Origin of the sequence: Bacillus cereus group sp. BfR-BA-01380 (assembly GCF_022663535.1) — a bacterium.
In the GTDB taxonomy this organism is placed as follows: domain Bacteria; phylum Bacillota; class Bacilli; order Bacillales; family Bacillaceae_G; genus Bacillus_A; species Bacillus_A cereus_BB.
Genome location: NZ_JAKUFS010000003.1, coordinates 207880 through 221156, shown reverse-complemented (window position 1 = coordinate 221156; position 13277 = coordinate 207880). Strand labels below are relative to the sequence as shown.

Below are 13277 nucleotides of genomic sequence, written 5' to 3'. Positions count from 1 at the left end.
GTAGATATTGTAATTGGTGTATACAAATTACAGTTGAATATTATAATATATTATGTGGATGTTAAATTTCAGAAAAGGGGGAAGGTTTTTGTGAAATTAAAAAAAATTATGATGATTGGTTTTACATCACTTCTTGCAATTGGTTTTGTAAGTGGATGTAATTCAGTAAAAAGTTCATCAAATGCGGCAGAATCAAAGAGTGCTAAAGTTGGGGAGAAAGAAAAAACAAAAAGTGTTGAATTTGGAGTGGAAAGTGCTGAGTATGTTTTACCAGAAAAATTTCATAAAAGCATAAACGGTAAAATACTTAAAGTTCGAGTAAATTTAAAAAATATAGGGGATGCACCGCTATCTTTAATGGAAAGGGATTTTGCACTCTATCAAGGTGATGAAGAAATGAAAGGGTATTCTTCAGGTGATAGTGACTTAATAAAATCTGGTGAAATTGATAAAGGGAAAAAAGTATCAGGATCAATATATTTTGATGTGAAAGATGCATCTTCATATGAATTAGTATATAAGAAATATCGACTAAATCCTGATAAGGAAAAAGAGGAGAAAATTAGTATTAAAATTGATGGAAAAGAATTAGCAAAGAAAGCAAAAGATTTAGACAAACCAGCTGAAGCATTAAGTGCGTACATAAACGCTGCTTTCTATGATAAAGATATTGAAAAAATTAATAAGTTAACAGGTGAGGATGGCAAGCAATATGTTAAGGAGGTAGAAAAATCTTTTAAAACTACTTCGGCCACACGTAATGATTATGGAATTGATGAACAACAATTTATGAACTATTTTAAAGTTTTCAAGGAAACGCTTCAGAAGAAAGTTAAATTTGAAACGAAAGTAGTTGCTGTATCTTCTAATAGGGAGATAACAGAAGTAGAATTAAAGGGTAAACCACTTATGATAAGTGAATTACAAACGAAAGTTGAGAATGAAGGTAAAAAACTTTTAAGTGAAAATCCAAGCATTTCACGTTTAGACTTAATTAAGAAGCAATTTGAGTACATGACGTCAATAGTACCCGAAGCACCAATAGCTTCATCTGAAGAAACAGTAACAGTCAATATGAAGAAATATGGAAAAGATCAATGGCGCATTGAGGACCAATATGGAAATAATGCAATGATAAAAGTATTTGCTAAATAGTATATTATGCAGGTTTTCATTACATAAATAAAAATGAAGAAGCGGACTTAAGGCATATAGTTCAAGGGATTAAGGTGAATTGTGTGAAGAAATATTATATTTATGAATCGAAAGTCAAAGTAATTGGATTCTTTTTTTTCATTGTTGCAGTTGAAGTCCTGTTGTCTCTTTTTGTTATGTACGCTTTTTTGTCTGAGAATCCTTACTATATGAGTGGATCTATAGTTGGAGTCGGTGCATTATTCACGTTAGTTGCTTTTTGGAAAATACTTAAAAAGGTTGTTAATAGAAAGCCAGCTGTCATTTTAGAGTCAGAATATATTACGATTAATAATGATTCTAAATATCCTGTAAAAATTGCTTTAAAAGATGTAAATGGTATTTTCCCCTATAAAGTTCACAGGTATTGGTACCTCGGGATTTTGATGGATGATAATGTTGAAGAACAATATATCGCTTCTATACCCTCAAAGGGACAACGGATGTATCGAATTAATAAACGTACTGGATTTATACCATTCAATATTCAAATGTTATTATTGAGGATTGATAGGGAAACGTTACTTGCTAAGTTAGAAGAGTATCATATGAACATTTTAGTTCCAGAAGATAAAGCACAGTAATGTAACGGAAGCAACATCTTGATCTTTTTTACTCGTTATAAGATAAGGACATCTTGATGAAAAGGATATGTTCTTTTTAGTGGAGTGCCCAGCTAAGCTGGGCACTATTTGTTGGTGAAAGTCCGGACTAGGTAAGAGTTAAGTTGCCTAGAAGTGCAGATGGTTTAAAAATTAAAAGCCTAAAAAGAAAGCTTTTTTTATGTCGATGTTTTAATTTGTATTTATATAGAGGAGATCGTGTATGTAACGATTCTAGTAAATTATCTGTACCATTTATCCCGCTATTCGTGGGCAGTAATACTCCCACCTCAAAATTCGGCGAAAGCATTGTCCAGCTCCAGTGGCTAGAATGTTCGGTGGCTTCGCTTCTTCTTAAGAGGTAAAAAACACCTCTACGTCAGAAGCTCCATCCCCCTCACATTCTGAACGAGCCACTTCTGCTTTTCTTAAGAAGTTAGGTGGGAGATAAACTGCCCGTAAAAGCCCGATTGGTGAGGGCTGATAATCAGTGGGGGATAAAGAAAACCCCCACTGATTAAAGTTTCACTTTATAATAAAGCCTCCTCCTCCGCTTTTTTTACAGCTTCACTTCTTCCAGAAACTTTGAGCTTCACATATATAGAAGAAACATAATTTCTTACGGTCCCTTCAGATAAAAACAATTTTTTTGCAATTTCTTTATATCGAAGGCCTTCTTTAAGGGCACCTAAGACCTCAATTTCACGCCGCGTCAATTCATAAGGATACTTTTTCGGTATGGAGCTATATGCGTTAAACAAACGATTCGCAACACCGTGGGACAACATAGTCCCTCCCGAATGTACTAATCTAATTGCCGCTACTAATTCTTTGGGCGGGGCGGATTTAAGTACATATCCTTCAGCCCCTGCTTTAAGCGCTTCAGAAACACTAGAAGATTCTTCGAAAGTCGTCACCATAATAACTTTCGTATTTGGCCATTTCTTCTTAATTTCTTCTGTCGTTATAATCCCATTCATTTCAGGCATTTGTACGTCCATAAGAACAATATCTGGTTGATTTACTTCGCATTTTTCTAAAGCCTGTTTTCCGCTATTCGCAATTGTAACATTAAAATCATTATATTCAGTTAATAAAAGTTCTAAACTATCTAAAACCATAGATTGATCATCTACTATTAGTATATTTATTTTATCTTGAGTAGGAGTTTTCTCTAGATTTAAGCTTGGAATTACACAAGTTACAATGGTTCCAGCGTTCTTTTGAGAGTCTATGTACAAGCTTCCTTGATATTCATTTAAACGATTTCTCATTCCAGATAAGCCAAATCCCTCTTGGATATCTTCTATTCCTTTACCATTATCTTGTATTTGAAGCATGACATGACTTTTATGATATTGTAAAAGAACTTGTATCGATTCTGCTTCTCCATGTCTAGTTGCATTTGTCATTGCCTCTTGTAAACAACGACAAAAAGTCATTTTAATTTTTGTCGCTATCGTATACTGCTCTCCAATTGTTCGAAAAACAACATCAATGTGTGTATTGCTTTTAAATTCTTCTATAATATTAAGTAAAGATACATCTAAATTTAATTCCTCTTCTAATGGATCCATTTCATGAATTTGTCTTCGAATACTCTCTAAGCCAGATCGTGACATATCTAATATATCTTGTAATTTTTTTTCCCCTTCTTGCGTAGTTAAGTGGGGTTTTAATGTTTCCATACTTAATATAATTGCCGTAAATTTATAACCAACAGTATCATGCAATTCCCTCGCCATTCTATATCTTTCCTCAAGTAGGGTCATTTTTTCAACTTGTGAAGAATATTGTTCCAAAATTGCATTCTTCTCTTTAATTAATTCGAGCTTTTGTTTAATTGAATCCATAGAAAAAACAATTCTCTGTAACACATGTCCAACACTATAAATGAAAAGAACGTCAAATAGATTTAGAAGCAAGTGATTTAATTGATAATCAAAATTTAAGAAAACCCCGAATATATAAACGATAATTGTTAAAGGCAATGTATAGAAATTAGCTTTTCCACGACAAAAAAATGCCAATGTTAAAATTGCAGGAGAAAAAAACTGTGCTAAATGATAAGTATGTGCAAGATAAAGCGAAAGCCCTCCCACTAATATGATCTCAGCCAATACATATAGTTCATATCGAATTTTATATAATATTACAGGTATGACATACAGTATTAAAGTCATGCCAAAAACAATTTCAAAAGGGAATGTAGGATTATCTTGATACGTTAAAATCGTAACTGCCGCAATCCAAAAGATACGAATGAATACGACTGACCAATGCTGCCAAAGTAATTTATTTTGTACGGAAATCAACTGTATAAGCACCTCCCACTAAAAAACCCCTATTTTATGTATATATTTTCCATCATTATATTTTTATCATAGCAAGGTTATGACATTTTGTCACTGTGCTTTATTACATTAATTTTGATACGTTGATAACTGAATACGGCTCATCATATTGAATTGAAAATGAATAAGGAGATGAAAAAAATGAGTATCTTGCAAGTAAGCAATTTAACTAAAAAAGTCGGAAAAAAAACACTTGTTAATCAACTATCATTTGATGTGAACGAAGGAGAAATACTTGGACTGCTCGGTCCAAACGGAGCTGGAAAAACTACTACAATTAGAATGATAGTTGGATTAATTTCAAAATCTAGCGGAACGGTTGAAATTAATGGAAAAAATGTAGATAAAGATTTTAAAGGGGCGATGAGACATGTAGGGGTAATTGTTGAAAACCCTGATTTGTACAAATTTTTATCTGGCTATGATAATCTCCTTCATTTCTCTCGAATGACGCCCAATGTCCCAAGCGAACGATTAAATGAAGTTGTATCTTTAGTTGGTTTGGAGAAAAGTATTCATAATAAAGTTTCGACTTACTCTTTAGGGATGAAACAACGACTCGCCCTTGCGATCGTTTTAGTACACAAGCCTTCACTTCTCCTATTAGATGAACCTACAAATGGGCTTGATCCTAAAGGTATTCGTGATTTAAGGCTTCATTTAAAGAAGCTAGCGAAAGTTGAAAATGTAGCAATTGTTGTATCAAGTCATCAAATGGCTGAAATGGAAATGATGTGTGACCGTATAGCTATTATTGATAAGGGGAATATGGTGGGTTTACATGACATGAAAGATATTACAAAAGAAAAGGTAAGTTGTGTTCAATTTGAAGTAGACCGAACAGATTTAGCTATCCCGGTACTTCAAAAGTTATTAGTAGGAGCAGAAATTGTAACAAACCAAAATATGATCACCATTAAAATTAGTAAAGAACGTATACCAGAAATTAGTGACACATTAGCAAGAAGTGGAGTAAATGTTTATGGTGTTCAAACGATTAAAGCCACTCTAGAGGATAGATTTATCGAGATGACGGGAGATGAACTACGTAATGCTTAATCTAATAAAAAATGAAAATATGAAAACTTTTAAACGTAAAAGAACTTGGGTCATGATCGGAGTTATGGTTCTATTTATTTTAGTCCAATTTCTAAATGTGAAATTCTCTCATCAGGTTAACTATGGAGATGATTGGAAAACTTCCCTTATAGAAGAAAATGCGTTACTTAAAGTTGAAAAAGAATCTAAAACATTACCTTTAGAAATACTCGAAAATGAAAAAAAGTTTTTGCTAAATAAATATTACATTGATAATAATATAAAACCAGAAAACAATGCATGGTTTTTTACAATTGGACAAAGTACAAATTTTTTAGTCGCGATTTCTATTCTTGCCTTAATAATAGCTGGTGAAAGTGTGGCAAGTGAATTTCAAACAGGAACAATTAAATTTCTATTAACTCGAACTGCTACTCGTACAGAAATATATTTTTCTAAATATATCTCGACCTTATTATTTGGACTTTTTCTAGTCGGAATCACATTTATTCTTTCAATTATATGTAGTGGTATTCTTTTAGGGTTTGATGGCATAAACGGTGACTACTTATTTGTCAAAGATCAAGTCGTTCAAAAAACAAGTGTCCTGCAAGCACTAATTGGTAGCTTGCTCTTTAAAATTCCTTTCTTAATTATTGTTGCGACTTTAGCATTTATGATTTCAGCTGCATTTAAAAGTTCAACATTCTCGATCGTATTCTCTCTTTTAATAACAATTGCAGGCTTTGTTATGAGCGTTTCATTAAAAGGTTTTAATTGGACAAAATATTTTATCTTCTCTAATACAGATCTATCGAATTTTATATATGAGAGCCCACCTGTAGAGGGAATGACCTTAAGTTTTGCTCTAATATTAATCTTAATTCATATACTCATCATGCACTTAGTTTCTTATCCAATTTTTGTGAAAAGAGACGTTGTTTAAACTTTTTATTAAAGACTGGAGGAAAACAAAATGAAACAAAAATTAATTATTTTTGGTACATTGATCACTTTCATTCTTACTGGCTGTTCAAGTTCTGAAAGTGAGACAAAAGAAGAAAAACTGGAACTACCAGCCTCTAATGTTAAAAAACTAACAGTAGATAATCGTAATGGTAATATTGATATTTCAACAAACTCTACATCGGATAAAATAGAAGCTTCTATCAATGCAAAAGCAAAAGGAATTAGCATAGACAAATTAAAGCTAGATCTTTCAGAAAAAAATGGAGTTGCCAACTTAAATACTTCTTTTGACGGGCAGTTCTTTAGTAATAGTGAAACTTGGGTTGATGTTAAACTCTTAGTACCTAAAAATGTAAAAGTAGAATTTAAAGAAAACCATAGAAACGGAGATATTAAAGTTTCTAAACTGGATTCAGATCTAAACATACTTAATGTTAATGGAAATATAGACATTTCCAATGTTAAAGGGACTATAAGCGTAACAAATAGAGATGGAAAAGTTAATATTTCCAATGTGTCATCTGATATCAATGTTGACAATAATAATGGAGCTGTTGTTATTAAAGATATTGATGGATCAGTACGGGCTAAGATTGGTGATGGTTCAGCCAATATCAATAGTATTAAAAAAAATGTTACGATTTTAGGTGCTAAAAATGAGAAGATAAAAGTAGATGGTGTTAAAGGGAAAGTAACATTCAATAAATAATTTTTGACCGATTGATATGAAAATTAATGAAACCAACCGCATTTTTCGTATAATGCGGTTGGTTTATTCCATTCTTACCTTTTCATGTTGTAAGCCTATATCTTGTTCTAATGTTTTCTTATTAAAATAGCCTTTTACTTCTTCATTTCTATTTGCAAAAAAATAACTATATACAAGTTAAAAAAACGACATAAAAATTTTAGGGGGGACGAGAGCATTTGGCCGTGCATAGAAACGGTCAGGGCCTTTTCCTGCCACATGCGAGGTTTAAAACAAAGAGAGCATGCAAATCAATAGATCGCAACAAAAAGTGAACTGTTTATCCTGCTATTCGCGGGTAGTGAGCCCCCACTAGTGGAAGGTTCACTTTATTTTCACATACTAGCAGTTATGTATTTACAGCGCTGTGTTCTATAATGAATATATATAAACTTTAAGTAGAAGGGGTCGTATCTTATGACACAATCTAATTCAGTTAAACTTACTTCACTATCATCCAAGGGAGGCTGTGGTTGTAAAATTGGTCCAGCAGATTTAGCACAGGTGATTCGTACACTTCCTCAAGCAACTCCAAATCCCAATTTACTTGTGGGACTTGATACAAGTGACGATGCGGGGGTATACCGCCTTAACGATGATTTGGCGATTGTACAAACCGTTGATTTCTTTACGCCAATTGTGGATGATCCGTATTCATTCGGACAGGTGGCGGCAGCTAATGCCATTAGTGATATATATGCGATGGGCGGTAAGCCGCTGACTGCGCTTAATATTGTTGCTTTTCCTATTACGACATTGGATAAGCAGATTTTGGCGGATATTTTACGCGGTGCTGGTGATAAGCTGAAAGAAGCGGGAGCGACGCTTGTCGGCGGCCATTCGATCGATGATAAGGAGCCGAAGTTTGGGCTTGCTGTAACTGGAATCGTTCATCCGAACAAAGTACGGACTAATGCGGGGGCGAAGCACGGGGACAAGCTTATCTTGACAAAACCAATCGGTGTCGGTATTTTGACGTCTTCCATTAAGCGTAATTTGCTGAGTGATGAAGAAGTTGCCCGCGTCACGCAGGTAATGGCAACACTGAATAAAACGGCGGCGGAAATGATGGAGTCTTACAATGTACATGCTTGCACTGATGTTACTGGGTTCGGTTTGCTCGGACATGCATCAGAAATGGCTAAGGGTAGTGGTATGGGACTGCGCATTGTTAAAGATCAGGTACCTGTCCTGCCGCGAGTGAGGGAGCTTGCGGAAGAGGGCGTGATTCCCGGAGGAACGAAAAATAATTTTGTTCATTTGCAAGGAGTGGTGAATTTTCCAGAGACGATGGATCAAATAGACCAATGGATTTTGTGTGATGCGGTTACATCTGGCGGACTTTTGATGTCCATGACTGGAGAAGAGGCGGAATTGCTTCTGGCGGATTTGCGGAAGGCTGGCGTGGAAGCTTGCATAATCGGTGAAGTGACAAAAGATCATCCAGGTCAAATTGTTGTTATATAAGCAATCTATATTGTAGAAAGGTGGAAGGATTCGTGTTCCAAGATATCACTATTGATGAGTTATTGGCTTTGCATGATAAAACGGAACTTGTGCTGGTCGATGTTCGGTCGCCTTCCGAATATAGGGATTCCACAATACCGGGCAGCTTAAATATTCCATTGTTTAATGATGAGGAAAGAGCTGAAATTGGAACGATTTATAAACAGGTTAGTTTTCAAGCGGCTAAAGAACGTGGCCTTGAAATTGTTTCGGCGAAGTTGCCGGCTTTCGTTAAGGAGTTTGGCCAAATTGATGCACAAAAGGCAGTATTTTGCTGGCGTGGGGGTATGCGTAGCGGGACGACGGCCACCGTTTTAGATTTAATGGGAATTCAAGTTTATCGTTTGCAAGGGGGCATCCGCGCTTATCGCAATTGGGTTGTTGAAACTCTTGATCATCTGGATATCAAGCAGGAAACTTATGTTTTGAACGGTTATACGGGGGCAGGGAAGACTAGCATTCTACGACATCTGAGAGAAGAGGGATACCCTATTCTTGATTTGGAGGGAATGGCTAACCATAGAGGTTCCATCTTTGGACAGATTGGACTTGAACCACACAATCAGAAAACATTCGAATCTCTTCTTGTTCAAGAGGCCCTGCATTTACAGCAAGCTCCATATATGTTGCTTGAGGCGGAGAGCAAGCGAGTTGGGAAAGTAATGCTTCCTAATTTTATTCTCGAGAGGAAAGAACAGGGAATACAAGTATTTATTGATATGCCTGTAGAAGAACGAGTAAGACACATTTTGGAGGATTATTGCCCGTGGGAGCATCAAGAGGAATGCATGGAAGCTTTCCAAAAAATTAAAAGACGTATTCACACACCGGTCGCAGCAAAGATTAACAATGATTTGCAATCAGGTAATTTTGACTCGGCGGTGCAACTGTTGCTCGAACATTACTATGATCCACTTTATGAATATACGGCGAAACAATATCCAGAGGAACGTAGGCTAACTATAAAAGTGCAGAATGTGGATGAAGCGATGGAGGCTATTCGGGATATTCTCAAAGTTCCGTTAAAGTAAATATAAAGTAGAGAAGATGGCTCTGGTATTACTATACTGTAGTCATCTTTTTTCTTTACACAATAAAGTGAAACTTCCGTCAGTGGGGGTTTTCTTCATCCCCCACTGACGGAAAGCTCTCACCAATCGGGCTTTTACGGACAGTTATCCCCCACCTATCTTCTTTGCTTCTCTCTGAATCTTGAGGTGGGGGTCTTACTGCCCACAAATAGCGGGATAAAAGAAAAAACTTAAGTAATGTAGCGTGGCTTTATAAAATTTGGCGTTTTATTTGATGTGATAATTTCAAAAGATTCAGAAAAATCACCTTAAATAAGGTGATTTTTCTACTTTGTTAAAAAAATATATGCATTATCTCATTTTCAATGTGTAACTTCCGACAATGATAAATCCAATTCCTAAAAGAGGTAAGAATGGAAATTCTGCTCCAGTAGATGGTAGAGATTTTGTATTCTTACTCACAGTTTTCTCTACATGCGGTGGATCTGGTGTAACTTCTTTATCCATAGTTTTTGATTGTATTGTACTCACAGTTTTCTCTACATGCGGTGGATCTGGTGTAACTTCTTTATCCATAGTTTTTGATTGTATTGTACTCACAGTTTTCTCTACATGCGGTGGGTCTGCTGTAACTTCTTTATCTAGAGTTTTTGATTGTATTGTACTCACAGCTTTCTCTACATGCGGTGGATCTGGTGTAATTTCGTTAGTCATAGTTTTTGATTGTATTGTACTCATAGTTTTCTCTACATGCGGTGGGTCTGGTGTAACTTCTTTATCCGGAGTTTTTGGTTGATTTGGTACTTCGGATATTGGTTTTTTCTGATTCTTCACTGTATGTTTAACAATTTGACCATCTTCTTTTATTTCAAAAGAGAAAGTATTTTCGCTAAGTATGTATCCTTCTGGAGCTAATGTTTCTTTATATGTATATGTTCCATAAGGTAGTTTGAATGTGATAACACCGTTTGCATCTGTTTTACCTTTGGCAACTTCTTGACCTTGTTGATTGTATATAGTAAATTCAGCGTTTGAAAGTTTCGTATTGTCATCTGCAAAGTCAACTTTTGAGATTTCTAGTTCACCTTGTATATGTTTATTTTCCACTTTCAATAAAGCGCTTTCATTTGTTTGTACTGTAACCTTTTTAATTGTAGGATCTAGTACATATCCTTCTGGAGCTTGAACTTCTTTTACGCTGTAAGTGCCGATAGGAAGTTGATGTAATTCAGCAACGCCTGTATGATCGGAGGTAATAGTTTTTTTGATATCACCTTTTTCGTTGGACACTTCAAATACAGCACCTTGTAAAGGTTGTTTATTTTCATCGAATTTCATAATTTTTAAAGATCCTAGCGCTTCTCTTGGTGTCTCATGTACTGGTTTCTCATATACTGGTGTCACTGGTGTCTCATGTATTGGTGTCTCATGTACTGGCTTCTCTTTATTTTCCACTACATGTTTAATCATTTGACCATCTTCTTTTATTTCAAAAGAGAAAGTATCTTTGCTTAGAATGTATCCTTCTGGAGCTAATGTTTCTTTATATGTATATGTTCCATAAGGTAGTTTAAATTTGATAACACCGTTTACATCTGTTTTACCTTTGGCAATTTCTTGACCTTGTTTATTGTATATAGTAAATTCAGCGTTTGAAAGCTTCTTATTGTGATCTGCAAAGTCAACTTTTGAGATTTCTAGTTCACCTTGCATATGTTTATTTTCTACTTCTAATAAAGCGTTTTCATTTGTTTGTACTTCAATTTTTTTAACTGTAGGATCTAGCACATATCCTTCTGGAGCTTGAACTTCTTTTACAAAGTAAGTGCCGATAGGAAGTTGATGTAATTCAGCAACGCCTGTATGATCGGAAGTAATATTTTTTTGGATATCACCTTTTTCATTGGACACTTCAAACACAGCACCTTGTAAAGGTTGTTTATTTTCATCGAATTTCATAACTTTTAAAGATCCTAATGTTTCCCATTTTACTACTAATTCTGTACTTATTTCTTCTTTACTTCTTTGCAATAATGTAGCTGTATTTTGAATGTTTCGTTTTCCGTCAAAAGTAATTGCCTGTAAATTTGTTAGTGTTGATTTTATTCTGAACTTAAAATCTCTGCTAGCTGTATTTTTAGGAATCAAAATCTTAAATTTTTCATTAATAGAAAATGTAGTTTTCTTTTCCCCATTTTCATTTAAGAGTTGAATTCCTGCAGGTGCATTTTCACCTTCAATTGTATATGTTCCAGAAACTGCATTTGTTTGAATTGTATATAAACCTGTTTCTAAATAGTCTCCATTTTGTTTTACGTTTTGTGAATCAGGAGAAGTTACATTGAAAAATACATTTTGGGATTCTTTACCATTCTTAGATTTTTCGACTAGCTGTTTCATAAGAGTATGTATCTGTTGATTTTGTGGTACTAATTCATCTACTTGTAATTGTCCAAGAGTGATCCATACCGCTAATTGGGTTGCGTAATATGCTTCTTCTGGTGTAGATACACCTAATTCGGCTGGACTTTTTTGTGGATATCCGTTTAGTAGTACACGATATACCGCGTCTGTTGCTCTCCCCATTTCAGGTAAATCCTGTCCAGTAGGGGAAGGTAAGTTTAGTGATAAACAATATTCGATACTTCCTGATGCTCCTTTAAGTGTTCCTGTTTTAATTTCTCGATGTTTTAATTTACTATAACTCCACTGTATTTGAAATTTTTCTTTATGTACGATTTCAGCTTTTGCTTGTGGAACAGAAACTCCTAACAATATAATAAGCACACTTAACATAGAGAACCATTTTGCTAACATTTTTTGTTTCATTTCTTCATCCACCACCATTTGTCAAATTTTATGTATCGAAAAGCGTATGTTTTTATTGCACTTGTTGTTGATAAAAGAGAACGATTGATATATCTATCAAAGTTTTGTAAAAAAAGATTTAATAATTTGAAAATTTACACTATTTTTATTCTGTTGTAAATGCCATCTAAAAAAAAGATAGATATTTGTGTGTAATTTTGTCATTTTTCCGACAATTTAGGATGCAGGTATTTAATAAAAATTAAAATAGTATCATAAGTTGCACCTTTTTGAATAATATACATTTGGTTATACAGAGAACTGTTGGCATATAAAAATAAATCTTTATAAGTAAATAGAAAAATATGTATATGCAAAATTACATATTTTTATTATAAATGCTATTGTAGAAAAAGAATAGACATTTTTAACTAAAAGATTGTCATTTTTCCGACAATTTAAGATGCAGATGTTTAATAAAAATTAAAATAGCATGATAAGTTGCATCTTTTTGAACAACGTTAAACTTTATGTATTTTGTTATATAGAAAACTGTTGGTACACAAAAGTAAAACTTTACAATTAAATGGGATAAAATGTATATGCAAAATTACATATTTTTATTATATATGCTATTGTAGAAAAAGAATAGATATTTTTTACTAAAAGATTGTCATTTTTGCGAAAATTTTAAGTGAGGTATTTAGAAAAAAATAAAATAGTATTGCAAAATGAATAAAATGAAATTTTATTCATTTTGTTTTAATGAGAACCATTGGTATATTTTTACAGAAGGTATAGTTGAATGATAAATATGCTTCAGAAGAATGGAACACAATTAGGTAAAGAGCTAATATTTGCTATAGGGGTAAGAGATAGATAATATGAAAGTAACGCTATATAAAGTGAAACTTTAATCAGTGGGGGGGTTCTTCATCCCCCACTGATTATTAGTTGAACCAATCGGGCTTTTACGGGCAGTTTATCTCCCACCTAACTTCTTAAGAAAAGCGGAAACGGCCGGAGA

The 13277-nt window shown here is 34.2% G+C and carries 9 protein-coding genes; 7 read left to right on the top strand and 2 right to left on the bottom strand.

Going from position 1 to position 13277, the window contains the following annotated elements:
• Positions 1-90 precede the first annotated feature (90 nt).
• Entirely contained in the window at positions 91-1155 is a 1065-nt protein-coding gene (locus tag MR076_RS04415; RefSeq protein WP_242218063.1) for a DUF5105 domain-containing protein, read from the top strand.
• An 83-nt stretch (positions 1156-1238) separates the two neighbouring features.
• On the top strand, positions 1239-1778 hold the full coding sequence (locus MR076_RS04410) for an STM3941 family protein (protein WP_242218061.1): 540 nt from the start codon (positions 1239-1241) through the stop codon (positions 1776-1778).
• A gap of 548 nt (positions 1779-2326) precedes the next feature.
• Here MR076_RS04410 and MR076_RS04405 read toward each other — a convergent pair.
• A complete protein-coding gene (locus MR076_RS04405) occupies positions 2327-4111 on the bottom strand; it encodes a helix-turn-helix transcriptional regulator (protein WP_242218059.1) in 1785 nt (594 codons plus the stop codon).
• Between the two features lie 180 nt (positions 4112-4291).
• On the opposite strand from MR076_RS04405, the gene MR076_RS04400 reads away from it, so the two are divergent.
• The 5 genes from MR076_RS04400 to mnmH all read left to right on the top strand — a co-directional run bounded on the left by MR076_RS04400 (position 4292) and on the right by mnmH (position 9442).
• Positions 4292-5209 carry an ABC transporter ATP-binding protein gene (locus MR076_RS04400; protein ID WP_242218057.1) on the top strand — a complete coding sequence of 306 codons (918 nt, stop codon included), beginning with the start codon at positions 4292-4294 and terminating at the stop codon, positions 5207-5209.
• Positions 5202-6134, top strand: a complete 933-nt coding sequence (locus MR076_RS04395; protein WP_242218055.1) for an ABC transporter permease — start codon at positions 5202-5204, stop codon at positions 6132-6134. The genes MR076_RS04400 and MR076_RS04395 overlap by 8 nt, the downstream gene beginning before the upstream one ends.
• Positions 6135-6164: 30 nt before the next feature.
• On the top strand, positions 6165-6866 hold the full coding sequence (locus tag MR076_RS04390; RefSeq protein WP_242218053.1) for a DUF4097 family beta strand repeat-containing protein: 702 nt from the start codon (positions 6165-6167) through the stop codon (positions 6864-6866).
• Positions 6867-7322: 456 nt separating this feature from the next.
• Positions 7323-8372: a selenide, water dikinase SelD gene (gene selD / locus MR076_RS04385; protein ID WP_242218051.1), complete on the top strand. Its 1050-nt coding sequence runs from the start codon at positions 7323-7325 to the stop codon at positions 8370-8372.
• Positions 8373-8404: 32 nt separating this feature from the next.
• Positions 8405-9442 carry a tRNA 2-selenouridine(34) synthase MnmH gene (gene mnmH, locus MR076_RS04380; protein WP_242218049.1) on the top strand — a complete coding sequence of 346 codons (1038 nt, stop codon included), beginning with the start codon at positions 8405-8407 and terminating at the stop codon, positions 9440-9442.
• A 351-nt stretch (positions 9443-9793) separates the two neighbouring features.
• Here mnmH and MR076_RS04375 read toward each other — a convergent pair whose 3' ends face one another.
• On the bottom strand, positions 9794-12271 hold the full coding sequence (locus MR076_RS04375) for a SpaA isopeptide-forming pilin-related protein (protein WP_242218047.1): 2478 nt from the start codon (positions 12269-12271) through the stop codon (positions 9794-9796).
• Between the last annotated feature and the right edge of the window lie 1006 nt (positions 12272-13277).